The sequence below is a fragment of the Phreatobacter sp. AB_2022a genome (genome assembly GCF_026847585.1).
Classification (GTDB): domain Bacteria; phylum Pseudomonadota; class Alphaproteobacteria; order Rhizobiales; family Phreatobacteraceae; genus Phreatobacter.
Genome location: NZ_JAPSET010000014.1, coordinates 77,410 through 101,329, shown reverse-complemented (window position 1 = coordinate 101,329; position 23,920 = coordinate 77,410). Strand labels below are relative to the sequence as shown.

Genomic DNA, 23,920 nt, shown 5'->3' with positions numbered 1-23,920 from the left:
ACGACGATCTCTCCGGGGCGGGCTGGGGCGAGCATTATTCGCGTCTCCCGCCCGTGTGTCGCCCGGCGGCCACTGCCGGGCCGCATCGGGACCGTCGCCAGAAATATAGGCGACGATCGCGAGCAAGTCGGCGCGAGCCAGCGCGCTCCATTCAAGAACTGGCGCGCTTCCTGTCGATCAGCGCCTGTGCTTCATTCATGACTTCATGATGCGGGACCGTCTGCCGGGTGTCCGCCAGGGCTTCCTGCACTTTGGCGCGAAACCGGGAATGGCGAGCTTCCTCGGGCGCTTGAATGCCTGGCCGGCAACGTCCTTCCCCGGCGACGCGGGTCAGAAGGATGCGCGCCGCGTCCGAGATGGTCAGGCCGACACTGGCGAGCTTTTCGGAAGCCTCGACCGTCAGCTTTTCGTCGATGCCGGCATGCGGCATCGACGTTCGTGCCGTCATCGTGGTGCTCCCGCCGTCGCTTCATCCGATCAGCATCCCGCTCGAGATGCAAACCAGATCGCATGCTCGGACGGACGAATACCTATTCGGCAATCGGCACGGGGCGTTCGAGGACGATCTCTTCGGGGGTCAGGCGGCAGCGATAGGCGAGCATCTCGACGCCGCGTTCGCGCGCCCGGTCGAAGGCGCGTCCATAGGCGGGATCGATGTCGCGGGCGAGGGCGAACCGGTCGGCGCCGCCATATTGGATCAGGAACACCATGACCGCCCGGGCGCCGGCCTCGGCCATGTTGCCGAGCTCGTCGAGGTGCTTGGCGCCGCGCGCGGTGACCGCGTCCGGAAACTCGGCCAGGCCCGGCATCCGCATCAGGTGGACGTTCTTGACCTCGACATAGCAGGGCGGCCGCCCCTCGCCGGCGAGCAGCATGTCGACGCGCGAGTTCCGGCCATAGGCGACCTCCTGGCGCAGCGTCTCATAGCCCGCGAGCTCGGCGATCGTGCCGTCGCGGATGGCAGCGGCGACGAGGCCGTTCGGATGGCCGGTATTGATGCCGACCATTTCCGGGCCGCGGCCGAAATCGATCTCGACGAGCTCCCAGGAATATTTGAGCTTGCGCGCGGGATTGTCGGATTTCGACAGCCAGACGCGCGCGCCCGGCACATTGAGGCCCAGCATCGAGCCGGGATTGGCGCAATGAGCGGTCAGCGCCTCGCCGCTGTCGAGCACGACGTCGGCGAGGAAACGTTTGTAGCGCTGGACCAGGCGGCCAGTCGTCAGGACTTGGGCAAAACGCAAGGGATCGGTTCCGGCCGCCTCGGGGTCAGGGAACGTTGCCGCCGAGCTCGTCGTCGACATGGGCGCGGACGATTTCCTCGAAGCTGTTCTCCGCGGTGAAGCCGAAGCTCGAGGCGCGCGCCGCGTTGAAGCGGCGCGGCCAGCCGGCGACGATCTTCATGATGACCGGATCGGGCTCGCGCCGGACCAGCTTCAGCGCCTTGTCGCCGCCGATCTTGCGCAGCGCATCGAGCTCCTCGCCGATGGTCGCGGCGACCCCGGGCATGGTCAGGTTGCGGCGCCAGCCGAGCACCTCGGTGTTCATGGTCGCGGCATGGATGAGGAACCCGACGGCCGAGCGCGGGCTCGCATGCCAGTGCATCACGTCGTCCTCGACCGGCAGCACGGCCTCCTGGCCGTTCAGCGGCTCGCGGATGATGTTGGAGAAGAAGCCGGAGGCGGCCTTGTTCGGCTTGCCGGGCCGCACGCAGATGGTCGGCAGGCGGATGCCGATGCCGTCGAAGGCGCCCTTGCGCGAATAGTCGGTCAGCAGCAGTTCGCCGATGGCCTTCTGCGTGCCGTAGCTGGTCAGCGGGGTGTGGAAGAACTCGTCCTCGATCACCTCGTGGAACGGGGCGCCGTAGACGGCGATCGAGGAGGTGAAGACGACGCGCGGATGATAGGGCGCGCGCAGGCCCTCCTGGCGGATCGCCTCGTAGATCTGGCGGGTGCCGTCGAGATTGATCCGGTAGCCCTTGTCGAAGTCGGCCTCGGCCTCGCCCGAGACGATGGCGGCGAGATGGAAGATGACGTCGGGCCGCGCGCCGATCATCGGTCCCGCCGTGTTCGGCGCGGAAATGTCCGTGGCCCAGGCGGTGACCCGGCCGCCGAAGCCGGCCGGCTTCTCCGGCTCCACGACATCGACGAGCGACAGGGCGGTGATCGGCTTGTCGCCGAGCTGGCCGTCGGCGACCAGTCGATCGGTCAGCTTGCGGCCGACCATGCCGGCGGCTCCAATGATCAGGATATGCAAGGGCTTGTCCTCTGTCGGCTGGAGATCGGGGCGGGAGCTTAGCGCCATGGCCGGGCGGTTGGAACCGGCCGCGACGCCGAGGCTCGATGCGGCCGCCGCATTGACGGGCGGGACGGCAGGCGCCATGCACGACACAAGCCGCGGGCATGGCCTCGTGCGACGCGGAGCGGAGGAAACATGGCAACCGTCCTGTCGGGATCCTGGGACTATATCGTATGCGGCGCCGGCACGGCGGGCTGCGTGCTGGCCAATCGTCTGAGCGCCAATCCGCGCAACCGGGTGCTGCTGATCGAAGCGGGAACCAAGGACGACTGGATCTGGTTCCACATCCCCGTCGGCTACCTCTTCGCCATCGGCAATCCGCGCTCCGACTGGATGTTCAAGACCGAGGCGGAGGCCGGCCTCAACGGCCGCGCGCTGATCTATCCGCGCGGCAAGGTGATCGGCGGCTCCTCGGCGATCAATGCCATGATCGTCATGCGCGGCCAGGCCGCGGACTACGACCACTGGCGCCAGCTCGGCCTGACCGGCTGGGGCTGGGACGACGTCCAGCCGATCTTCCGGAGCGTCGAGGACCACTTTCTCGGCGAGAGCAGGGATCACGGCGTCGGTGGCGAATGGCGCGTCGAAGCGCCGCGGGTACGCTGGGACCTGCTCGACAAGGTGCGCGAGGCGGCGACCCAGATGGGCATCGCAGCGATCGACGATTTCAATACGGGCGACAATGAGGGCGCGGCCTATTTCCACGTCAACCAGAAGAAGGGCCTGCGCTGGTCGGCTGCGCGCGGCTTCCTGAAGCCGGTCATCGACAAGCGCGACAATCTGGAGGTCCTGTCGGGCGCGCAGGTGCGGCGGTTGCTCCTCGACGGCGGCAAGGTCACCGGCGTCGAGCTCATGCGCGGCGGCGAGACGCTCGTCGCGCGCTGCGAAGGCGAGGTGATCCTCTCCTCCGGCTCGATCGGCTCGACCCAGATCCTGGAACTGTCCGGCATCGGCCGCGGCGCGGTGCTGCAGAAGCACGGGATCGCGGTGGCGCTCGACAAGCCGGGCGTCGGCGAAAACCTCCAGGACCACCTGCAGCTGCGCGCCATCTACAAGGTCGAGGGCATCAAGACGCTGAACGAGACCTATCACAACCTCGTCAAGCGCGCCTGGATGGGTCTCGAATACGGCCTGTTCCGGTCGGGCCCGCTGACGATGGCGCCCTCGCAGCTCGGCATCTTCACGCGCTCCGATCCGACCCAGGAGCGGGCCAATATCCAGTTCCACATCCAGCCGCTGTCGCTCGACAAGTTCGGCGAGCCGCTGCACCGCTTTCCGGCCTTCACGGCGGCGGCATGCAATCTCAGGCCGAGCTCGCGCGGCTCGATCCATATCCGCTCCGCCGATCCGGCGGACAAGCCGGTGATCGCGCCGAACTATCTGTCGACCGAACACGACAGGCAGGTCGCCTCGGACTGCATCCGTGTCACGCGGCGGCTGATCGGCCAACCGGCACTCGCACCCTACCGGCCGACCGAATTCCTGCCAGGGCCGTCGGTGGGCGACGATCCGGACAGCCTCGCCAAGGCTGCGGGCGATATCGGCACGACAATCTTCCATCCGGTCGGCACGGCCAAGATGGGCCTTGCCTCGGATCCGACCGCGGTGGTGGACGAAAGGCTGAGGGTGATCGGCATCGACGGCCTGCGCGTGGTCGATGCTTCGGTCATGCCGACGATCACCTCGGGCAATACCAATACCCCGACCCTGATGATCGCCGAAAAGGGTTCGCGCATGATCCTGGAGGATGCCAGGCGCGCCTGACAGGGCAGTTTCGCCTGGCACGCGAGCCCGCTATCAGGCGCACAAGCGAAGGCCGGCCCGCAGGGTCGGCATTCCGTCGACGACGAGAGGCGGTGCGACAGGTGAACAGCGGAGCGGCAGGCGACCGGCGCGCGGCGATCCTCGCGATCGCCGAGCGGCACTTTTCGGCCTCCGGCTATCAGGGCGCGTCGCTGTCGGCGATTGCCCGCGAGGCGGGCCTCGGCAATCCCGGCCTGCTGCATCATTTTCCGAGCAAGGCGAAGCTCTATCGTGCCGTCCTCGAGAGCATCGCCGAGGATGTCACCCGCCATCTCGAGCGCGGCCTTGCCGGTGCCGCGGCGCCGCGCGCCGCGCTGGAACTGCTCGTCGCCGAGCAGTTCGCCTTCTTCGACCGCCGGCCGGCCGGTTTCCGCGTCGTGCAGCGCGAACTCCTCGACAATGCCGAACGTGTCCAGCTCGCCCATGTCCTGCCGCTCAAGGCCTATCTCGAGCGTGCGCTCGGCGTGATCAAGGCCGGGCAGGCCGGTGGAGCGGTGCGCCGTGACCTCCAGCCCGCCGCGGTCCTGACACTCGTGCTTGGTACCACGGCCTATGCCGCCACGGCGCGGCCGACCTTCGCTGAAAGTCTCGACCGCGCCGAGCTTGGCGCCGCTGCCGACTGGCCGCGGACGATCGTCGACACCGTGCTCAGGACCATATCGGTCGACACTGCCCGTTGACGGACTGACTGGTCAGTCGGTAGCAATTCTCCCCAGGCGATGGCTGCCCGCGCGGCGCCGTCCGGTCGATCGGGAGGAAGCCATGAAGTTCGAAACACTCGTCTATGCCGTCGACGGCGCGATCGCGACGATCACGCTGAACCGGCCGGAGGCGCTGAATACGATCATTCCGCCGATGCCGGAGGAATTCGAGAAGGCGATCGGCCTTGCCATCCGCGACCGTGCGGTGAAGGTGATCATCCTGCGCGGCGCGGGCCGCGCCTTCTGCGCCGGATATGATTTCGGCGGCGGCTTCAAGCATTGGGGCGACAGTTTCGAGACGGACGGCGCCTGGGATCCGGGCAAGGACTTCGCCTTCGCGACCGCGCCGGAAATCGCGCCGACGCAGAAGTTCATGAGCATGTGGCGCTCGCCGAAGCCGGTCATCGCCCAGGTCCATGGCTGGTGCGTCGGCGGCGGCAGCGATACCGCGCTCTGCGCCGACATCGTGATCGCCAGCGACGATGCGCGCATCGGCACGCCCTATAGCCGCATGTGGGGCAGCTATCTCAGCGGCATGTGGCTCTATCGCCTCGGTCTCACCAAGGCCAAGGAATATGCCTTGACCGGCAAGCCGCTGTCCGGCCGGCAGGCCGCCGAGATCGGCCTCATCAACCGGTCGGTGCCCTTCGCCGAGCTTGAGGCGACCGTGCGCGCCACCGCCGCGCAGCTCGCCAGCATCCCGCTGTCGCAGCTGAGCGCGATGAAGCTCATCGTCAATCAGGCCTATGAGAATATGGGGCTCGCCAGCACCCAGACGCTCGGCCCGATCCTCGACGGGCTAATGCGCAATACACCCGACGCCCTGGCCTTCATCGAAACGGCGGCGAAGCAGGGCGTGCGCGCGGTGGTGGAGCGCCGCGACGGGCCGTTCGGTGACTACAGCCAGGCGCCGGCCGACGAGCAGCCCGATCCGAACAATGTGATCCGGCTCTGAGGCCGGGCGGCACGGCCGGCGCGCGACGATGGAGCGCGCCGGCCATCCTCGGCCAGATCAGGCCGGCATGGCGGTTTCGACGAGCTTGGCCCAGTAGCTGGTGCCGGCGGGAATGGCGCGGTCGTCGAAATCATAGGCGGGATGATGGCAGGCGGCGGTGTCGCCGTTGCCGACGAAGATGTAGCAGCCCGGCCGCTCGTTGAGCATGTAGGAGAAATCCTCCGCGCCCATCAGCGGCGGCGTGTTGGTCTCGACCTTGTCCTCGCCGACGATGGCCTTGGCGACATTGGCGGCAAAACGCGTCTGCGCCTCGTGGTTGAAGGTGACGGGATAGCCGCGCAGATAGTCGACCTTGGCGGTGCAGCCCATGGCCCTGGCGATGCCTTCGGCGGTCTCCTTCATGCGCTGCTCGACAAGGTCCTGCACCTCCGGCTTGAAGGTGCGCACGGTGCCGAGCATGCGCAGCGTCTGCGGGATGACGTTGAAGGCCTCGCCGGCATGGACCGAGGTGATCGAGATGACCGCGCATTCGATCGGGTCGACATTGCGCGAGACGATGGTCTGCATGGCCTGGCCGATGGCGAAGGCAGCAGGCACCGGATCGATGCACAGATGCGGCATGGCGCCGTGGCCGCCCTTGCCCTCGATGTCGATGATGAAGCGGTCGGCCGCGGCCATGGACGGGCCGGTGCGCACGGCGAAGGTGCCGAGCGGAATGCCCGGCATGTTGTGCATGCCATAGACCTCCTGGATGCCGAAGCGCGTCATCAGGCCGTCCTTGACCATGGCGTCGCCACCGCCGCCACCTTCTTCTGCCGGCTGGAAGATCATGATCGCGGTGCCGTCGAAATTGCGCGTCTCGGCGAGATATTTGGCCGCGCCCAGCAGCATGGCCGTGTGGCCGTCATGGCCACAGGCGTGCATCTTGCCGGGGACCTTCGACGTATAGGCGACGCCGCTCGCCTCCTCGATCGGCAGCGCGTCCATGTCGGCGCGCAGGCCGATGACCTTGCCGGAGGCCGACTTGCGTCCCTTGATCACGGCGACGACGCCGGTCTGGCCGAGACCGGTCACCACCTCGTCGCAGCCGAACTCCTTCAGCTTCTCCGCGACGATGCCGGCGGTGCGGTGGACGTCGAACAGCAGTTCCGGATTTTCGTGAAAATCACGGCGCCAGGCGGTGATTTCGTCGGCAAGGTCGGCGACGCGGTTGATGATGGGCATGGGGCACTCCGAGCACGAATGGCAAAACAGGGGGCACCCGCGTGGCGCGGGCGCCGGTCCGGGTCAGGCTGCGAGGCGGGTCTCGACGATCTTGGCCCAATAGCTCATGCCGATCGGGATGATCTCGTCGTTGAAGTCGTAGGCCGGGTGATGCAGGCCGGCGCTGTCGCCCTGGCCGATGAAGATGAAGGCGCCGGGGCGGGCCTCCAGCATGAACGAGAAGTCCTCGCCGCCCATGACCGGGGTGACCTCGCGCTCGACGCCGGCCTCGCCGACCACGGCCGCTGCGGCGTTCCCGGCGAACACGGCATATTCCGGCGTGTTCCGGGTGACCGGATAGTCGCGGTAATAGTGCAGCTTGGCGGTTGCGCCGAAGAGGGCGGCCGTGCCTTCGACGATGGCATGCAGGCGGGCCTCGACGAAATCGCGCATTTCCGGCGTCAGGGTGCGCACCGTGCCGAGCAGGGTGGCGGTCTGCGGGATGACGTTGTCGGTGAAGCCGGCGTTGAAGGCGCAGATCGAGACCACGACATTGTCGAGCGGATTGACGTTGCGCGAGACGATCGACTGGACGTTGGCGACGATCTGCGAGGCGACCAGCACCGTGTCGATGGAAAGGTGCGGCTTGGCGGCATGGCCGCCCTTGCCTTCGACCTCGATGCGGATCCGGTCGGCCGCGGCAAGCAGCGGGCCGGGCCTCAGCGCGAAGGCGCCGACCGGCATGCCCGGCGTATTGTGCATGCCGTAGACCTCCTGGATGCCGAAGCGCTCCATCAGCCCGTCATTGACCATTTCGCGGCCGCCGCCGCCGCCCTCTTCGGCGGGCTGGAAGATGACCGCGACGGTGCCGTCGAAATTGCGCGTCTCGGCGAGATATTTGGCGGCGCCGAGCAGCATGGCGGTGTGGCCGTCATGGCCGCAGGCGTGCATCTTGCCCGCGGTCTTGGAGGCATAGGGCTTGCCGGTGATCTCGGTCAGAGGCAGCGCGTCCATGTCGGCGCGCAGGCCGATGACCTTGCCCGAACCCGATTTGGCGCCCTTGATGATGCCGACGACGCCGGTCTTGCCGATGCCGGTGACGACCTCGTCGCAGCCGAACTCCTTGAGCTTGTCGGCGACGATGCCGGCGGTGCGGTGGACGTCGAACTGCAGTTCGGGATGTTCGTGCAGGTCACGGCGCCAGGCGGTGACCTCGTCGTGCAGGGCGGCGATCCGGTTGTTGATGGGCATGGCAGTCTCCGAACAGAAAACGGGTGGCTTCGAGGCCTGAAGCGGCGCCACCCTTTCGATGCATGGAAATGGCGGGTGGCGATGGCATGGATGCGCGGCGCGGCGACGGTTGGCTGGCCTTCAGGTGGCGAGCCGGCTTTCGACGAGCTTGGCCCAATAGCTCATGCCGATGGGCAGGATCTCGTCGTTGAAGTCGTAGGCCGGATGGTGGCAGGCGGGCGTGTCGCCCTGGCCGATGAAGATGAAGGCGCCGGGGCGCGCTTCCAGCATGAAGGAGAAGTCCTCGCCCGCCATGATGGGCGTCGTGTTGCGCTCCACCGCCGCGTCGCCGACCACAGCGGCGGCGGCATCGCCGGCGAAACCGACATATTCCGGTGTGTTCCGGGTGATCGGATAATCCCGGTAATAGTGCAGCCTGGCGGTCGCGCCGAACAGCGCCGCGGTGCCCTCGACGATGGCCTGCAGGCGGGCCTCGACGCGATCCCGCACTTCCGGCGTGAGCGTGCGGACGGTGCCGAGCAGCGTCGCCGTCTGCGGAATGACGTTGTCGGTGAAGCCGGCATTGAAGGCGCAGATCGAGACGACCGCATTGTCGAGCGGATCGACGTTGCGCGAAACGATCGACTGGACGTTGGCGACGATCTGCGATGCCACGAGGATCGTGTCGATCGCGTTGTGCGGCTGTGCGGCGTGGCCGCCCTTGCCCTCGACCTCGATGCGGATCCGATCGGCGGCGGCGAGCAGCGGGCCGGGCCGGATCGCGAAGGCGCCGACCGGCAGGCCCGGCGTATTGTGCATGCCATAGACCTCCTGGATGCCGAAGCGGTCCATCATGCCGTCGTTGACCATTTCGCGGCCGCCGCCGCCGCCCTCCTCGGCGGGCTGGAAGATGACCGCGACGGTGCCGTCGAAGTTGCGCGTCTCGGCGAGGTATTTGGCGGCGCCCAGCAGCATGGCGGTGTGGCCGTCATGGCCGCAGGCATGCATCCTGCCCGATGTCTTGGAGGCGTATGGCTTGCCGGAGATCTCCTCGAGCGGCAGGGCGTCCATGTCGGCGCGCAGGCCGATGACCTTGCCCGAACCCGATCTGGCGCCCTTGATGAGGCCGACGACGCCGGTCCTGCCGATGCCGGTGACCACCTCGTCGCAACCGAATTCCTTGAGCTTGTCGGCGACGATGCCGGCGGTGCGGTGGACGTCGAACTGCAGCTCGGGATGTTCATGCAGGTCGCGCCGCCAGGCGGTGACCTCCTCATGCAGGGCGGAAATCCGGTTGACGATGGGCATGACATGTCTCCGAGCAGAGAACGGGGGCTTTCGGCGTTCAGGGCTGCCGATCGGCAGGATGGCGGCAGCCGTCCGAGGACTTCAAGCCCTGGAATAGCACCGGCCGCCCCCGCCGAGAACAGACGGAGGCGGCCGGCGGATCGCGTCAGGCGGCGAGGCGACTCTCGACGAGCTTGGCCCAGTAGCTCATGCCGATCGGGATGATCTCGTCGTTGAAGTCGTAGGCCGGGTGATGGACGCTCGCCGTATCGCCCTGGCCGATGAAGATGAAGGCGCCCGGCCGGGCGTTGAGCATATAGGAGAAATCCTCGCCGCCCATGACCGGCGTCGCGTCGCGATCGACCGAGGCCTCGCCGACCACCGCCGCGGCGGCCTCGACCGCGAACGGGGTCTTGGCCTCGTCGTTCACGGTGACCGGCACGACATGTTCATAGGTCAGCGTCGCCTTGGCGCCGAACAGCGCGGCGGTGCCCTCGGCCACCTCGCGCAGGCGCTTCTCGACGAAGGCGCGCACCTCGGCGCTCAGCGTGCGCACCGTGCCGCGCAGCTCGGCGGTCTGCGGGATGACGTTGTTGGCGAAGCCCGCATTGAACGCGCAGATCGAGACGACGGCGTTTTCCAGCGGATTGACGTTGCGCGCGACGATCGACTGCGCGGCGGTGACGATATGGGAGGCGACGAGCACGGTATCGATCGCCAGATGCGGCTTGGCGGCGTGACCGCCCTTGCCCTCGACATGGATGGTGAAATTGTCGACCGCGGCCAGCAGCGGGCCGGGGCGCAGCGCGAAGGCGCCGACCGGCAGGCCCGGGGCATTGTGCATGCCGTAGACCTCCTGGATGCCGAAGCGCTCCATCATGCCGTCGTCGACCATGGCCTGGCCGCCCTTCTCGCCTTCTTCGGCGGGCTGGAAGATGACCGCGACGGTGCCGTCGAAATTGCGCGTCTCGGCGAGATATTTGGCGGCGCCGAGCAGCATGGCGGTGTGCCCGTCGTGGCCGCAGGCATGCATCTTGCCGGGAATTTTCGAGGCGTGCGGCTTGCCCGACATTTCGGTCAGCGGCAGGGCGTCCATGTCGGCGCGCAGGCCGATGACCTTGCCCGAACTCGACTTCGCGCCCTTGATGATGCCGACGACGCCGGTGCGGCCGATGCCGGTGACCACCTCGTCGCAGCCGAATTCCTTGAGCTTGTCGGCGACGATGCCCGCCGTGCGATGCACGTCGAACTGCAGTTCGGGGTGTTCGTGCAGGTCGCGGCGCCAGGCGGTGACTTCGTCGTGAAGGGCGGCAATGCGGTTGACGATCGGCATGGGGGCTCCGGAAAAAGCACGATCGCGGCCTCACGGCGGCGGGCGTGGCGGCGGGTGAAGGAAGGGGTCAGGCGGGCAGGCGGGTCTCGACGAGCCTTGCCCAGTAGCTCATGCCGAGGGGGATGATCTCGTCGTTGAAGTCATAGGCCGGGTGGTGAACCTGCGGGCCGTCGCCCTGGCCGATGAAGATGAAGGCGCCTGGGCGGGCATTGAGCATGAAGGCGAAGTCCTCGGCGCCCATGACCGGCGTGATGGCGCGGTTGACGGCGGCCTCGCCCACGACGGCGGCGGCCGCGTCGCCGGCAAAGCCGGCCTCGGCCGCATGATTGGCGGTGACCGGCGCGCCGCGCCGATAGGTGAGCCTGGCGGTGGCGCCGAACAGGGCCGCGGTCCCCTCGACGATGGCGTGAAGGCGCTTTTCGGTGGCATCGCGCACCGCCTCGCTCAGGGTCCGCACCGTGCCGGTCAGCACGGCATTGTGCGGAATGACGTTCTCGGCAAAGCCGGCATTGAAGGTGCAGACGGAGACGACGACATGTTCGAGCGGGTCGACATTGCGCGAGGCGATGGACTGGATGTTGGCGACGATCTGCGAGGCGACCAGCACCGTGTCGATCGAATTGTGCGGCTGCGCGGCGTGGCCGCCCTTGCCCTCGACCTCGATGCGGATGCCGTCGGCGGCAGCCATCAGCGGCCCGGGCCTCAGCGCGAAGGTGCCGACCGGCAGCCCCGGCCCATTGTGCATGCCGTAGATCTCCTGGATGCCGAAACGGTCCATCAGCCCGTCATCGACCATTTCGCGCGCGCCGCCGCCGCCTTCCTCGGCGGGCTGGAAGATGACCGCGACGGTGCCGTCGAAATTGCGCGTCTCGGCAAGGTATTTGGCGGCACCGAGCAGCATGGCGGTATGGCCGTCGTGGCCGCAGGCATGCATCTTGCCGGGAATCCTGGAGGCGTGCGGCTTGCCCGAGATCTCGTCGAGCGGCAGCGCGTCCATGTCGGCGCGCAGGCCGACGACCTTGCCCGAGGTCGATTTCGCGCCCTTGATGAGGCCGACCACGCCGGTGCGGCCGATGCCGGTGACGACCTCGTCGCAGCCGAACGCCTTGAGCTTGTCGGCGACGATGCCGGCCGTGCGGTGCACCTCGAACTGCAGTTCGGGGTGCTCGTGGAAATCGCGGCGCCAGGCGGTGACTTCGTCATGCAGGGCGGCAATGCGGTTGACGATGGGCATGAAACCTCGCGCGCGGGTCCTCGAGACAGTGAGCCAGAGCAAATCGGAGCGGCCGGCGCGGGTCAATCGAGCAGGCATGCGGGTGCGCCATCTTGACGTGCATGGCTCGGCCGGTTTTCGATCCGACGATGCATATGACCAGCACCGATCTGCTCGCCCGCCTCGTCGGCTTCCCGACGGTCACCGACACCGACAACCGCGCGCTGATCGCTTTCGTCGGCGACTATCTCAAGGCGCATGGCGTGGCCTATGAGCTGGTGCCGCAGGCCGATGGCCGCAATTTCAACCTGTGGGCGACCATCGGCCCCGATGTCGACGGCGGCCTCGTGCTGTCGGGCCATCTCGACGTGGTGCCGGTCGAAGGCCAGCCCTGGACGAGCGATCCATTCACCCTGACCGCGCGTGGCGACAGGCTCTACGGCCGCGGCGCCTGCGACATGAAGGGGTTCGACGCCTGCGTGCTGGCGGCCGTGCCGGCCATGCTGAAGGCCGATCTCAAGCGGCCGATCCACATCTGTCTCTCCGCGGACGAGGAGATCCGGATGAGCGGCGTGCGCGCCGTCATCGCCAGGCTCGGCAAGGAGTGGGTGAAGCCGTCGCTGTGCATCGTCGGCGAGCCGAGCCGGATGAAGGTGGTGACCGGCCACAAGGGCTATCTGCGGCTCGACACCCATGTGCGCGGCTACGAGGTCCATTCCAGCAACCGCTATGCCGGCGTTTCCGCGGTCATGGTGGCGGCCCGGCTCGTCACCTGGCTCGAGGACCGTGACCTGAAGAACAAGGCGGAAGTCGAGCGGACCGGCGGCGTGCCGCATTTCGATCCCGGCTGGACCATGCTGCATGTCGGCTCGATCCAGGGCGGCACGGCGCACAACATCACCGCGCTCGACTGTCGTTTCGTCACCGGCATCCGCGTCGTGCCGGGCGACGACGGCGAGCATTATGCCGAGGAATATGAGCGCTATGTGCGCACCGAGATCGAGCCGGGGATGAAGGCCGTGCATGCGGGCGCCGGCGTCACCATCGAGCGCGGCATCGCTTCACCCGCGCTCGGCGCCGAGCCGGACGGGGCGGCCGAGCGGCTCGCCCGCAAGCTGACCGGCGACAACGGCACCCATGTGGTCGCCTATGGCGCGGAGGCCGGCTTCTTCCAGAAGGCCGGGCTCTCGACCGTCATCTGCGGCCCCGGCGACATCGCCCAGGCGCACCAGCCGGACGAATGGATCGAGGTCTCGGAACTTGCCCGCTGCGACGCGTTCCTGGCGGGTTTGATCCGGGAATGTGAGGCCTGACGCGCCCAGTGGCGGAGTGCACCCAAGCGTCAGCCGGGGCGTTCGATAGCCTGACCGCGAGCACATAAAGAAATCTTTATGTCTTTATTGCCTCGCCGCGGCCCGCGTGCTAGACGGCCGGTCACCGCTGGATGAGCGTCCGGCGACGCCGTTCCGTTTCGCCTCAAGTCCTTCGAGAGGATCCCATGGCCGCCACCGACTATATCGTCAAAGACATTTCGCTCGCCGGCTTCGGCCGCAAGGAGATCGAGCTCGCCGAGACCGAGATGCCGGGCCTGATGGCGATCCGCGCCGAATATGGTCCGAAGCAGCCGCTGAAGGGCGCGCGCATCGCCGGCTCGCTGCACATGACCATCCAGACCGCCGTGCTGATCGAGACGCTCAAAAGCCTCGGCGCCGATATCCGCTGGGTGTCCTGCAACATCTTCTCGACCCAGGACCACGCCGCCGCGGCCATCGCCGCCGCCGGCATTCCGGTCTTCGCCTACAAGGGCGAGACGCTGACCGAGTACTGGGACTACACCGCCAAGCTGTTCGACTGGCACGGCGGCGGCACGCCCAACATGATCCTGGACGACGGCGGCGACGCCACCATGCTCGTCCATTACGGCCTGAAGGCCGAGCAGGGCGACACCGCCTTCCTCGACAAGGCCGAGTCGGAAGAAGAGGTGATCTTCTTCGCCCTGATCAAGCGCCTGCTCGCCGAGAAGCCGAAGGGCTGGTTCGCCGAGGTCGCCAACGCCATCAAGGGCGTGTCGGAAGAGACCACGACGGGCGTGCACCGCCTGTACAAGCTCGCCGAGCAGGGCAAACTCTTGTTCCCGGCGATCAACGTCAACGACAGCGTCACCAAGTCGAAGTTCGACAATCTCTACGGCTGCCGCGAGTCGCTGGTCGACGCCATCCGCCGCGGCACCGACGTGATGCTGGCCGGCAAGGTCGCCTTCGTCGCCGGCTTCGGCGATGTCGGCAAGGGCTCGGCGGCTTCGCTGCGCCAGGCCGGCGCCCGCGTGATCGTCTCCGAGGTCGACCCGATCTGCGCCCTGCAGGCGTCGATGGAAGGTTATGAGGTGGCCACCATCGAGGACGCGCTGCCGCGCGCCGACATCTATGTCACCGCCACCGGCAACAAGGACATCATCACCGTCGATCACATGCGGCAGATGAAGGACCGGGCGATCGTCTGCAATATCGGCCACTTCGACAACGAGATTCAGGTCGCCGGCCTGAAGAACTTCAAGTGGACCAACATCAAGCCGCAGGTCGACGAGATCGAGTTCCCGGCCGGCAACCGCATCATCCTTCTGTCGGAAGGCCGCCTGGTCAATCTCGGCAATGCGATGGGCCACCCCTCCTTCGTGATGTCGTCGTCGTTCTCCAACCAGACGCTGGCGCAGATCGAGCTGTGGGCCAATCCCGGCAAGTACCAGAAGAAGGTCTATACCCTGCCGAAGGTGCTCGACGAGAAGGTCGCCGCCCTCCATCTCGCCAAGCTCGGCGTCAAGCTGACCAAGCTGCGCCCCGAGCAGGCGGACTATATCGGTGTCACGCCGGAAGGTCCGTTCAAGCCGGACCACTACCGCTATTGATCGCGGGCGCAAGCTCTGCGACACATCACAAGGCCCGGCGCTAAGCCGGGCCTTTTTCATGCGCGGTCCATAACAGCCCTCCATGTTTCCGCTTGCGCTCTCCACTTTCACGGCCGGTATCATCGCCCCGCTCGTGGGCTATGCCGGCACGGTCGCGCTGATCTTCGCCGCCGCCCAGGCGGTGGGCGCGACGCCCGGCCAGACCATTTCGTGGCTCGCCGCCATCTGCCTCGCCAAGGCGATCGGCTCGATGGCGCTGACCTGGCGCTACAGGATGCCGATCATCATGGCCTGGTCGACGCCGGGGGCCGCCCTGATCGCCGCGACCGGCGGCGCGGTCACCATGCCGGCGGCGGTCGGCGCCTTCGTAGTGGTGGCATTGATGATCATGGCGACCGGCCTGATCCGTCCGCTCGGCGACCTCGTCGGGCGCATTCCGGCCGGCATCGCCTCGGCCATGCTCGCCGGCGTGCTGTTCAAATTCGTCGCCGATGTCGCGCTCGCGGTGCCCGGCGCGCCGCTCCTGGTGCTGCCTCTGGTGGCGGCCTTCCTCGTCGCCCGGCTGGTGCACCCGGCCAGCGCCATGCTGGTCGTGGTGGCGCTCGGCGTCGGGCTGACCTATGCGCTCGGGCTTGCCGGCCCGCTGCCCGGCGATCTCGGCCTTGCCCGGCTCGAATGGATCACGCCGAGCTTCGAAGCCGGTGCGCTGATCGGCCTCGGCCTGCCGCTCTATCTCGTCACCATGGCAGCCCAGAACCTGCCGGGTTTCGCGGTGCTGCGGGCCAATGGCTACCATCCGCCAGCGGGTCCGGTCCTGACCATGACCGGCCTGGTTTCGCTTTTTTCGGCACCGTTCGGCGCGCATACCACCAATCTTGCCGCCATCACCGCGGCGATCTGCGCCGGTCCCGACGCTCATCCCGACAAGGACAAGCGCTGGCCGGGCGGCATCGTCTACGGCGTCGCCTTCATCCTGCTCGCCGCCTTCGTCGGGCCCTTCGTCGCGCTGTTCGCCGCCATGCCCAAGGCGCTGATCACCACGATCGCCGGACTGGCGCTGGCCGGCGCGCTGATGGGTGCGCTGTCGATCGCCATGGCCGAGGACAGGACGCGCTTTCCGGCCATCCTCACCTTCGCCACGGCCGCCTCCGGCGTCTCCGTGTTCGGCATCGGCTCGGCCTTCTGGGGCCTCGTCATCGGCCTTGCGGCGCTCGGTGTCGAGCGGCTCTGCCGGCGCTTCGGCATCGCTTAACACCAACGGCCGAAGACGCTGACGCGCCGGGCCGCTGAAGCCCTCGCAAACTGCTGAACGAGAACGGCAATTTGCGAGACAGAACCACCGGTCATCTGCGATGCCCGTTGGCATCGAGCGTCACGAGACGGTGAAGCGACCAGGCGCCGTCCTTGACGCCATGGGGGGCTGATACCTACCTTCATCGGCCACGGTTTTGATTCCAGGAGAGCGCCATGGGTGCCGTTTCCGCCACCACAGATGCCACTTTCGAGAACGACGTCATCAAGGCCCAGGCGCCTGTCGTCGTCGATTTCTGGGCGCCGTGGTGCGGACCCTGCCGGATGATCGCTCCGGCGCTCGATGCCATCTCCACCGAACTCGGCGACAAGGTGAAGATCGTCAAGGTGAATGTCGACGAGAACCCGAAGATCGCCTCCAACTACGGCATCATGTCGATCCCGACCCTGATGATCTTCAAGGACGGCAAGCTGGTCGACCGCAAGACCGGCGCTTCGCCCCAGGCGGCGCTGAAGCAGTGGATCACCACCCACGCCTGAGCGACGCAATATCGGTTCGATCGTCGAGCGCCGCCGGTGGCCCCGGCGGCTCTTTGCGTTCCGTGCGCCTCTTGATTTCCGGCTGGACGCCATCCGACACTGTCGCCTGACGGATTGTCGCAAGGCGGGGGCGCGCCTGCCGTGGCCATGGACGAGGCGGAAGGGGCGATGCCGCCCGCGCACCGGCGGGCTGGGCGGAGCTTGCGCGCCGGCGGCCGGCGGGTGCTCGACTGGCTCCTGCCGCCGCTCTGCCTCGCCTGCCGCAACCCGGTCGGCGACCATGGCGCTCTCTGTTCCGCCTGCTGGTCCAAGGTCGACTATATCGAGACGCCCGTCTGCGATCGGCTGGGTACCCCCATGCCGTTCGATCTCGGGCCCGGCGCATTGTCGCCGGCGGCCATCGCCCATCCGCCGGCCTTCGACCGGGCGCGCGCCGCCTTCCGCTTCGACACGGTCGGGCGGGCGCTGATCCATGGCCTCAAATATGGCGACCGGCTGGAGATCGCGCCGGCGCTCGCCGGCTGGATGGCCCGGGCCGGCCGCGAGATCCTCGTCGATGCCGATGCGCTCGTTCCCGTGCCGCTGCACTGGAGCCGGCTGCTGCGCCGCCGGTTCAACCAGGCGGCCGAGCTCACCCGACATCTCGCGGGGCAAACCGGCATCGCCAACGAGGCGCTCGTCCTGAAGCGGCGGCGGCGGACGCTGCACCAGGTCGGCCTCACCCGCGCCCAGAGGCTGGACAATGTCGCCGGCGCCTTCGCCATCGCGCCCGACCGGCTCGGCTGGGTCGCCGGCAGGCGGCTCGTGCTGGTCGACGACGTCCTGACCACCGGGGCCACCATCGAGGCCTGCGCAAGGGTGCTGCGCCGGGCCGGCGCCGCGCGCATCGACGTCCTGACGGCGGCAAGGGTTGTGGACGGCCCGATCGCAGGCCATATGTGATGGCCGAATGTTCCTCAAGGCGTACGCGATGCCCGAAATCGTGATCTATACCAAGGATTTCTGCCCCTATTGCCATGCGGCCAAGGCGCTCTTGGCGCGCAAGGGGGCAAGCTTCACCGAAATCGACATCCTGCAGCACCCGGAACGGCGCGCCGAGATGATCGCCAGGTCCGGCGGACGCACCACCGTGCCGCAGATCTTCATCGGCTCCCGGCATATCGGCGGCTCCGACGACATCCATGCCCTGGATGAGGCGGGCGAGCTCGATTCCCTGCTGGCGGCCTGACCCCGGGCAAGCGTGATGAGCGGGACCTTCACCGCGGCCTGCGTGCAGATGCGGGCGGATATCGACGTCAAGGCAAGCCTCGAACAGTCCGTCGGGCTGATCCGCGAGGCGGCGCGGTCCGGCGCGGCCTATGTGCAGACGCCGGAAATGACCAATATCCTGCAGCCGGACCGGCCGAAATTCTTCGAGGCGATCCGGACGGAGGCCGAAGACGCCTCGCTGCCGGTGTTCCAGGCCGAGGCCATGCGGCTCGGGATCTGGCTGCATATCGGCTCGCTGGCGATCAAGATCGGGCCGGCCCAGGCGGCCAATCGCGGCTATCTCATTTCGCCCGACGGCGAGATCGTCGCGGCCTATGACAAGATCCACATGTTCGACGTGAATCTCGCCAGCGGCCAGACCTATCGGGAATCGGCGGCCTATGCGCCCGGCGACCGGGCCGTGATCACGGATCTGCCTTGGGCGAAGCTCGGCGTGACCATCTGCTACGACCTGCGCTTTCCGCAGCTCTACCGCGCGCTCGCCGAGGCCGGCGCCGGCGTGATGGCGATCCCGTCCTCGTTCACCGTGCCGACCGGCGAGGCGCACTGGCATGTGCTGATGCGGGCGCGGGCGATCGAAACCGGCGCCTTCGTCATCGCCGCGGCCCAGGGCGGCCTGCATCCGAGCGGCCGCCAAACCTATGGCCATAGCCTGATCGTCGATCCCTGGGGTCGGATCCTGGCCGAGGCCGATCACGACGAGCCGGCGGTCATTTGCGCCGATATCGATCCTGCCAAGGTCGAGGAGACGCGCGGCCGGATTCCATCCCTTGCCAATGGCCGGCCGTTCCGGCTGGAGGCCATGCCATGATCAAATATGCCCTGGCCTGCGAAAAGGCCCACGAATTCGAAAGCTGGTTCCCGTCCTCCGAGAGCTTCGAGACGCAGGTGAAGCGCGGCCTCGTCACCTGCCCGAGCTGCGGCTCGGCCAAGGTCGGCAAGACCATCATGGCGCCGCAGGTGGCCCGCAAGGACCGCCAGGCGCGCGCTGCCAGAGCCGATGCCGACAGGAAGGTCGCGATGATCTCGCCGGAGGAGCGCGAATTGCGCGCCAAGATCCGCGAGCTGCGCGAGCATCTCGTCGCCAATTCGGAAGGTGTCGGCGATCGTTTCGCCGAAGAGGCGCGCAAGATCCATTACGGCGAGAGCGAGCAGCGCTCGATCTACGGCTCGGCGACGCCCGACGAGGCGCGCGAGCTGATCGAGGAAGGCATCGAGTTCCATCCGCTGCCGACTCTGCCCGACGAGCGGAACTGAGAGCCAGGGGAGCTTGGCTTCTTCAGGTTTTCGGTGATCTCCATCAGGGTCGGCCGGCCTTCGTGCCGGTCGCCGCAATCGAAAATGATAACCTTCCGGCTTCACATTCGCAGAGGGCGCCGCTACCCCTCTGCGAACAGGAGCTGCCCGCATGTCCCGTTTTGCCGTCGCCCTCGCCACCGCGCTCGCCTGCCTCGTTCCGCCGGCCCGCGCCGAAGACGTCGCGGTGACTGCGAGCCGCGCGAGCATCGTGCCGCCACGCGCCGAAGACGTCGCGGTGACGGTGAGCAACGAGAGCGTGGCGACGCTCTGCGCCGAGGAGGACAATGTCGATCTCAGGTTCCATTCGCCGACCGTCCGGCGCTTCCGCATCGAGGCGCAGCATCCGGCGGTGATCGGTTCGATCGTCCGGGACACGACAGCGCCGGACTTCACCAATTGCACCATTACCGACAAGGCCGACCACCGGTTCACGCCGCGCCGGGTCGTGCTGCACGATGATGCGCGCCTGCGCGTCGTCGGCATCACCTTCGACAAGTTCTGGCGGCCGGAGCGCGTGCCGGTGACGGTGGCGGGCCGGCGCGAGGAAGGGTTCCATCTCGTCCAGCTCTTCCACAAGGAGCGCGGCCGCCCACCTTACGAATTCCTCGTGCTCTATCCGGTCGACGGCTACTGGCGCATCAAGCCGCGCCCGCCGCCGCACCTGCGCGACATCGTCTATGGCTCCTCCTTCCTGGTCGGGCCGATCGAGATGATGCAACGGCCGGTGGTCAATTTCGAAACCATCGCCTTCGATCCGGCCGCCATGACCTTCGATCTCGCCTTCAAGGCCGGCGGCTCGGCAAGGCTCAAGGTCGTCACCGTCGACGACCAGCGCGTGGCGGTCGAGGTCGCCCTGGAGCGGCCGGTCACCGGCGGTCCCTTTGCCGGGCTCCGCTCCATGTACGTGACCGAGACCAATGCCGACGGTGCCCAGGTCGAATGGCGCGCGCCGGGCGAGAACCGCTGGCACCAGAGCCCGGTCATGGGTTTTCAAGGCGGGCAAGGCATGGAGGTGCGCCTCGGCCGCAATATTGCGAGCCGCCACAACACCTCCTCGCCGGACCATCTCCTTTCGGCCTTCGGCAACTGAGCGGCCGGCCGGCTGGGCGGTCGCCGCCGGGCGAGGGCGCCGTCGCACAGGGGCGCGTCGGCTTGTCTTCGCCGCGGCGCAATGCTCCAATCGTGCAACAGCACGTCGATCGTCGCCAGGTTCCAGAACAACGGAAAAGGCACCGGAACGAGGGTCGGCCCGAGAGGGAGGAGCCGTCATGAAGGCCATCGTCATCGAAGGGTTCGGCGATCCCGCCGCGACCATCCAGCTCAAGGAGCTCCCCGATCCGCCGGCGCCCGCGCCAGGCGAGGTGACGGTCGAGATGCTGGTGCTCAACATCAACCCCTCGGACCTTCTGCAGATCCAGGGGCTCTACGGCGTATCGAAGCCGCCGCTGCCCTTTATTCCCGGCGGCGAGGCGGTCGGCCGCATCGCGGCGATCGGCGACGGCGTCAGCGGCCTTGCCGTCGGCGACATCGTCTCGCCGATGATCCTCAACTGCTGGGTCGAGCGGGTGAACATCAAGGCGCATCTCGCCATGAAGCTGCCCGCCGACATCGACCTCCTGCAGGCCTCCATGATCAAGGGCAATCCGGCTACCGCCGAGGCGCTGCTGATGGACCAGGTCAAGCTCCAGCCGGGCGACTGGCTGATGCAGAACGCCGCCAATTCCGCGGTCGGCACCTTCCTGGTGAAGCTCGCCGCCGAGCGCGGCATCAACACGCTCAACATCGTCCGGCGCGACAGCGCGGTCGAAGGGGTCCGCGAGGCCGGCGGCACGGCGGTGACTGCCGATGCGCTCGACGACGCCAGGGCCTTCCGCAAGACGGCGCGCGAACTGACCGGCGGCGCGCCGATCAAGCTGGCGCTCGACGCCATCGGCGGCGGCGCCACCGCGGTTCTCGCCAATGCGCTGGCGGATGGCGGCACGATCGTCAATTACGGCCTGCTGTCGGGCGAGCAGTGCCGGATCGACGCCCAGCACCTGATCTTCCGGAAAGTGACGCTGAAGGGCTTCTGGCTCATCCACTGGTTCACCGATGCCGGGCGCGAGCGCGTGGCCGCGACCTATGCGAGCGTCGCCAGGGGCATGGCGGCGGGCACGCTGACGACGCCCGTCGCCGAGGTCATCCCGTTCGAGGAGGCGAAGCGTGCCATGGCGGCGGCCGGCGAAGGCGGCCGGACCGGCAAGGTGCTGATGGTGACGAAAGCCTATTCCGGCTGATCCCGGTTGCCGGCAGGCGGCGCGCGTTGCCACACTGCCGGCTGGCCCGCCACAGCATACAGGTTGCCGCCTCATGTCCCGTTCCCCGACGCGCCGCCAGCAGGACGCCGCATCGACGCCCCGCATCGCGGCGCCCGAACTCGTGTTCGAGGGCCTGCGCGAGGCAATCATGTCCGGCGAGTTCGAAAGCGGCAGCGTGCTGCGCCAGGACGCGCTGGCCGAGCGGTTCGGCACGAGCCGCATCCCGGTGCGGGAGGCGCTGCGCAAGCTCGAAGCGGAGGGGCTCGTCTCGATCCAGCCGAACCGCGGCGCGGTGGTCAGCCATCTCTCGCTCGAGGACGTGCTCGAATTGATGGAGATCCGCATCGCGCTCGAATGCCGGGCGCTGACGCTGGCGATCCCGAACATGACCGACGAGGATTTCGCCGCGGCCGCGGAGGATCTGAAGCTCTACGACGAGGAAGACGACCCGCGGCAGTGGCCGAAGCTCAACTGGCGTTTCCACAGGACGCTCTATGCCGCCTGCGACCGGCCGAAGCTGATCGCGATGATCGAGGCCAATGTCGCGCAGATCGGCCGCTTCACCAGCGAGCAGGTATCACTGACGACAGGCAAGAAATGGCCGCAGGAGGATCACCTCGCCATTCTCGCCGCCTGCCGCGAGGGCCAGGCCGAAAAGGCCGCCCGGCTCCTGCAGCAGCATATCCAGCACACCCAGAAGTCGCTGATGGCCGCGGCCCGCCGCGAGGGCCGCATCCGTCCGCGACGCTAGGCGCCGCACCTGCCGCTCCCTCGTCCGGCGCAGGTTTCGCGAGGGCCTGCCTGTTGCCGGTCACATCCGTATCGCCCACCGCGCGCCCATGCCGGTTCATGCCCATCTCGATTGTATCCAAATTATGATTATTGTATAAATTGGACATTGCGAGGCAGGGCGGCCGCCGCAGGCGGATGGCAGCGCCCCACGGAGGACATGATCGGCATGGAACAGGACCTGCGCTTCGACGTGGTCGTCATCGGCGCGGGCAGCGTCGGTCTCTCGGTCGCCTACTATCTCGCCGAGACCCACGGCTTCACCCGGATCGGCATCGTCGACGCGCTCAACCCGATGAGCCTCACCTCGGCGCAGTCCGGCGAGAATTATCGCAACTGGTGGCCGGATCCGCTCATGGCGACCTTCACCAATCACAGCATCGACCTTCTGGAGAGGATCGCGCGGGCGACCGGCGACCGTATCCAGATGACCCGGCGCGGTTATGCCCTGGTCACCCGGCGCGCCCGGCCCGACGATCTCATCGCCGAGCTGTACGAAGGCTATGGCACGCGGTCCGAGGCGGTCATCCGCATTCGCGACCGGACGACGGCGGGCTCCTACCAGCCGCCGGCCTCTGCCGCCTGGGACACCGCACCCGACGGCGTCGACGTCCTTCTCGACAAGGACCTCATCCGCCGGACCTTTCCGACCTATGCCGAGGATGCGGCGGCGGTGCTGCATATCCGCCGCGCCGGTTCGATCAGCGGACAGCAGCTCGGCCAGTACATGCTGGAGGAGGCGCGGGCACGCGGCGCCCGGCTCCTGCGCGGGCGGCTCGCCGGCATAGCCCGGGATCACGGCTTCCGTCTCGACCTTGCGACCGACGGCGGCACCCGGCGCATCCGGGCGGACCAGGTGGTCAATGCGGCCGGCCCGTTCCTCGGCGACGTCGCCGCCATGCTCGGCGAGGAACTGCCGGTGACCTCGGTCTACCAGCAGAAGATCGCCTTCGAGGACCGCGAAGGCATCGTCTCGCGCACCATGCCCTTCACCATCGACCTCGACGGTCAGGAGATCGCCTGGAGCGAGGAGGAGCGGACCGTCCTGGCGGAGGATCCGAATGCCGCGCGCTTCCTCGCGCCCATGCAGGGCGGCATCCATTGCCGGCCCGACGGGGCCGACAACGGGCGCTGGATCAAGCTCGGCTGGGCCTACAATCACACTGCCGGCGATCCGCGTGGACCGGAGCCGATCGATCCGCATTTTCCGGACATCGTGCTGCGCGGGGCAAGCCGGCTGCATCCCGGCCTCGCCGCCTATATCGGCCGGCTGCCGCGCAACACGCACCATTATGGCGGCTACTACACCATGACCGAGGAGAACTGGCCGCTGATCGGGCCGATGGCAACCTCGGGGGCGTTCGTCGCCGGCGCGCTGTCCGGCTTCGGCACCATGGCAGCCTGCGCCACCGGCGCGCTGACGGCCGCCTGGGTCGCCGGCGCAGCGGTGCCCGCCTATGCCCGCGCGCTCACCGTCGCGCGCTACCGCGATCCGGAGCTGATGCGCCGCATCGCCGGCCAGAACAAGGGACATCTATAGGTGAGCGGCG

The 23,920-nt window shown here is 67.7% G+C and carries 23 protein-coding genes; 15 read left to right on the top strand and 8 right to left on the bottom strand.

What is annotated here, in order from left to right; all coding sequences use genetic code 11:
• Window positions 1-151 precede the first annotated feature (151 nt).
• From OZ671_RS12530 to denD, 3 genes are all read right to left on the bottom strand, one after another.
• Window positions 152-448, bottom strand: a complete 297-nt coding sequence (locus tag OZ671_RS12530) for an antitoxin PaaA2 family protein (RefSeq protein ID WP_268861055.1) — start codon at window positions 446-448, stop codon at window positions 152-154.
• 82 nt (window positions 449-530) lie between these two features.
• Window positions 531-1,244 carry a DNA/RNA nuclease SfsA gene (gene sfsA / locus OZ671_RS12525; RefSeq protein WP_268861054.1) on the bottom strand — a complete coding sequence of 238 codons (714 nt, stop codon included), beginning with the start codon at window positions 1,242-1,244 and terminating at the stop codon, window positions 531-533.
• A 25-nt stretch (window positions 1,245-1,269) separates the two neighbouring features.
• Window positions 1,270-2,256, bottom strand: coding sequence for a D-erythronate dehydrogenase (denD, locus tag OZ671_RS12520; RefSeq protein WP_268861053.1), 987 nt, complete (start codon window positions 2,254-2,256; stop codon window positions 1,270-1,272).
• 177 nt (window positions 2,257-2,433) lie between these two features.
• Here denD and OZ671_RS12515 point away from each other — a divergent pair, with 177 nt between their 5' ends.
• The 3 genes from OZ671_RS12515 (at window position 2,434) to OZ671_RS12505 (ending at window position 5,757) form a co-directional block, all read left to right on the top strand.
• Complete coding sequence (locus OZ671_RS12515; protein WP_268861052.1) at window positions 2,434-4,062, top strand: GMC family oxidoreductase; 1,629 nt, start codon at window positions 2,434-2,436, stop codon at window positions 4,060-4,062.
• Between the two features lie 92 nt (window positions 4,063-4,154).
• Entirely contained in the window at window positions 4,155-4,781 is a 627-nt protein-coding gene (locus OZ671_RS12510; RefSeq protein ID WP_268861051.1) for a TetR/AcrR family transcriptional regulator, read from the top strand.
• A complete protein-coding gene (locus OZ671_RS12505; protein ID WP_268861050.1) occupies window positions 4,705-5,757 on the top strand; it encodes a crotonase/enoyl-CoA hydratase family protein in 1,053 nt (350 codons plus the stop codon). The genes OZ671_RS12510 and OZ671_RS12505 overlap by 77 nt, the downstream gene beginning before the upstream one ends.
• A 57-nt stretch (window positions 5,758-5,814) precedes the next feature.
• On the opposite strand, the gene OZ671_RS12500 is transcribed toward OZ671_RS12505, so the two are convergent.
• The 5 genes from OZ671_RS12500 to OZ671_RS12480 form a co-directional block, all read right to left on the bottom strand.
• Window positions 5,815-6,981, bottom strand: coding sequence for a M20 aminoacylase family protein (locus OZ671_RS12500; RefSeq protein WP_268861049.1), 1,167 nt, complete (start codon window positions 6,979-6,981; stop codon window positions 5,815-5,817).
• 63 nt (window positions 6,982-7,044) lie between these two features.
• Window positions 7,045-8,211 carry a M20 aminoacylase family protein gene (locus OZ671_RS12495; protein ID WP_268861048.1) on the bottom strand — a complete coding sequence of 389 codons (1,167 nt, stop codon included), beginning with the start codon at window positions 8,209-8,211 and terminating at the stop codon, window positions 7,045-7,047.
• 120 nt (window positions 8,212-8,331) lie between these two features.
• Window positions 8,332-9,498 (bottom strand): M20 aminoacylase family protein, encoded by a 1,167-nt coding sequence (locus OZ671_RS12490; RefSeq protein WP_268861047.1) that lies wholly within the window; start codon window positions 9,496-9,498, stop codon window positions 8,332-8,334.
• Between the two features lie 145 nt (window positions 9,499-9,643).
• Entirely contained in the window at window positions 9,644-10,810 is a 1,167-nt protein-coding gene (locus tag OZ671_RS12485) for a M20 aminoacylase family protein (RefSeq protein WP_268861046.1), read from the bottom strand.
• Window positions 10,811-10,877: 67 nt separating this feature from the next.
• Entirely contained in the window at window positions 10,878-12,044 is a 1,167-nt protein-coding gene (locus tag OZ671_RS12480) for a M20 aminoacylase family protein (RefSeq protein WP_268861045.1), read from the bottom strand.
• Between the two features lie 134 nt (window positions 12,045-12,178).
• Between OZ671_RS12480 and argE the strand changes: the two genes are divergently transcribed.
• The 12 genes from argE (at window position 12,179) to OZ671_RS12420 (ending at window position 23,910) form a co-directional block, all read left to right on the top strand.
• On the top strand, window positions 12,179-13,336 hold the full coding sequence (gene argE, locus OZ671_RS12475) for an acetylornithine deacetylase (RefSeq protein ID WP_328286357.1): 1,158 nt from the start codon (window positions 12,179-12,181) through the stop codon (window positions 13,334-13,336).
• 185 nt (window positions 13,337-13,521) lie between these two features.
• Entirely contained in the window at window positions 13,522-14,925 is a 1,404-nt protein-coding gene (gene ahcY / locus OZ671_RS12470; protein WP_038302894.1) for an adenosylhomocysteinase, read from the top strand.
• Between the two features lie 82 nt (window positions 14,926-15,007).
• Window positions 15,008-16,177: a benzoate/H(+) symporter BenE family transporter gene (locus tag OZ671_RS12465; RefSeq protein WP_038302892.1), complete on the top strand. Its 1,170-nt coding sequence runs from the start codon at window positions 15,008-15,010 to the stop codon at window positions 16,175-16,177.
• A 215-nt stretch (window positions 16,178-16,392) separates the two neighbouring features.
• Window positions 16,393-16,716, top strand: a complete 324-nt coding sequence (trxA, locus tag OZ671_RS12460; protein ID WP_038302890.1) for a thioredoxin — start codon at window positions 16,393-16,395, stop codon at window positions 16,714-16,716.
• Window positions 16,717-16,884: 168 nt separating this feature from the next.
• The gene (locus OZ671_RS12455) at window positions 16,885-17,658 is read left to right on the top strand and encodes a ComF family protein (protein ID WP_268861043.1); all 774 of its coding nucleotides are present in this window, start codon (window positions 16,885-16,887) and stop codon (window positions 17,656-17,658) included.
• Window positions 17,659-17,686: 28 nt separating this feature from the next.
• Complete coding sequence (gene grxC / locus OZ671_RS12450) at window positions 17,687-17,944, top strand: glutaredoxin 3 (protein WP_038302939.1); 258 nt, start codon at window positions 17,687-17,689, stop codon at window positions 17,942-17,944.
• 15 nt (window positions 17,945-17,959) lie between these two features.
• The gene (locus tag OZ671_RS12445; protein ID WP_268861042.1) at window positions 17,960-18,796 is read left to right on the top strand and encodes a carbon-nitrogen hydrolase family protein; all 837 of its coding nucleotides are present in this window, start codon (window positions 17,960-17,962) and stop codon (window positions 18,794-18,796) included.
• Window positions 18,793-19,242, top strand: a complete 450-nt coding sequence (locus OZ671_RS12440) for a DUF1178 family protein (RefSeq protein WP_038302886.1) — start codon at window positions 18,793-18,795, stop codon at window positions 19,240-19,242. The genes OZ671_RS12445 and OZ671_RS12440 overlap by 4 nt, the downstream gene beginning before the upstream one ends.
• A gap of 151 nt (window positions 19,243-19,393) precedes the next feature.
• A complete protein-coding gene (locus tag OZ671_RS12435; RefSeq protein ID WP_268861041.1) occupies window positions 19,394-20,374 on the top strand; it encodes a hypothetical protein in 981 nt (326 codons plus the stop codon).
• A gap of 178 nt (window positions 20,375-20,552) precedes the next feature.
• The gene (locus tag OZ671_RS12430) at window positions 20,553-21,560 is read left to right on the top strand and encodes a zinc-dependent alcohol dehydrogenase family protein (RefSeq protein WP_268861040.1); all 1,008 of its coding nucleotides are present in this window, start codon (window positions 20,553-20,555) and stop codon (window positions 21,558-21,560) included.
• Between the two features lie 73 nt (window positions 21,561-21,633).
• Entirely contained in the window at window positions 21,634-22,332 is a 699-nt protein-coding gene (locus tag OZ671_RS12425) for a GntR family transcriptional regulator (protein ID WP_268861039.1), read from the top strand.
• 207 nt (window positions 22,333-22,539) lie between these two features.
• Entirely contained in the window at window positions 22,540-23,910 is a 1,371-nt protein-coding gene (locus OZ671_RS12420; RefSeq protein WP_268861038.1) for an NAD(P)/FAD-dependent oxidoreductase, read from the top strand.
• The last annotated feature ends 10 nt before the right edge of the window (window positions 23,911-23,920 follow it).

Excerpts from the sequence above, each read along its gene's own strand:
- OZ671_RS12485 (WP_268861046.1), bottom strand. The coding sequence starts at position 10,810 with ATGCCGATCGTCAACCGCATTGCCGCCCTTCACGACGAAGTCACCGCC.
- argE (WP_328286357.1), top strand. The coding sequence starts at position 12,179 with ATGACCAGCACCGATCTGCTCGCCCGCCTCGTCGGCTTCCCGACGGTC.
- OZ671_RS12530 (WP_268861055.1), bottom strand. The coding sequence starts at position 448 with ATGACGGCACGAACGTCGATGCCGCATGCCGGCATCGACGAAAAGCTG.
- OZ671_RS12420 (WP_268861038.1), top strand. The coding sequence starts at position 22,540 with ATGGAACAGGACCTGCGCTTCGACGTGGTCGTCATCGGCGCGGGCAGC.
- OZ671_RS12480 (WP_268861045.1), bottom strand. The coding sequence starts at position 12,044 with ATGCCCATCGTCAACCGCATTGCCGCCCTGCATGACGAAGTCACCGCC.
- trxA (WP_038302890.1), top strand. The coding sequence starts at position 16,393 with ATGGGTGCCGTTTCCGCCACCACAGATGCCACTTTCGAGAACGACGTC.
- OZ671_RS12465 (WP_038302892.1), top strand. The coding sequence starts at position 15,008 with ATGTTTCCGCTTGCGCTCTCCACTTTCACGGCCGGTATCATCGCCCCG.
- OZ671_RS12435 (WP_268861041.1), top strand. The coding sequence starts at position 19,394 with ATGTCCCGTTTTGCCGTCGCCCTCGCCACCGCGCTCGCCTGCCTCGTT.
- OZ671_RS12500 (WP_268861049.1), bottom strand. The coding sequence starts at position 6,981 with ATGCCCATCATCAACCGCGTCGCCGACCTTGCCGACGAAATCACCGCC.
- grxC (WP_038302939.1), top strand. The coding sequence starts at position 17,687 with ATGCCCGAAATCGTGATCTATACCAAGGATTTCTGCCCCTATTGCCAT.
- OZ671_RS12445 (WP_268861042.1), top strand. The coding sequence starts at position 17,960 with ATGAGCGGGACCTTCACCGCGGCCTGCGTGCAGATGCGGGCGGATATC.
- OZ671_RS12425 (WP_268861039.1), top strand. The coding sequence starts at position 21,634 with ATGTCCCGTTCCCCGACGCGCCGCCAGCAGGACGCCGCATCGACGCCC.
- OZ671_RS12430 (WP_268861040.1), top strand. The coding sequence starts at position 20,553 with ATGAAGGCCATCGTCATCGAAGGGTTCGGCGATCCCGCCGCGACCATC.
- ahcY (WP_038302894.1), top strand. The coding sequence starts at position 13,522 with ATGGCCGCCACCGACTATATCGTCAAAGACATTTCGCTCGCCGGCTTC.
- OZ671_RS12455 (WP_268861043.1), top strand. The coding sequence starts at position 16,885 with ATGCCGCCCGCGCACCGGCGGGCTGGGCGGAGCTTGCGCGCCGGCGGC.
- OZ671_RS12490 (WP_268861047.1), bottom strand. The coding sequence starts at position 9,498 with ATGCCCATCGTCAACCGGATTTCCGCCCTGCATGAGGAGGTCACCGCC.
- OZ671_RS12440 (WP_038302886.1), top strand. The coding sequence starts at position 18,793 with ATGATCAAATATGCCCTGGCCTGCGAAAAGGCCCACGAATTCGAAAGC.
- OZ671_RS12515 (WP_268861052.1), top strand. The coding sequence starts at position 2,434 with ATGGCAACCGTCCTGTCGGGATCCTGGGACTATATCGTATGCGGCGCC.
- OZ671_RS12495 (WP_268861048.1), bottom strand. The coding sequence starts at position 8,211 with ATGCCCATCAACAACCGGATCGCCGCCCTGCACGACGAGGTCACCGCC.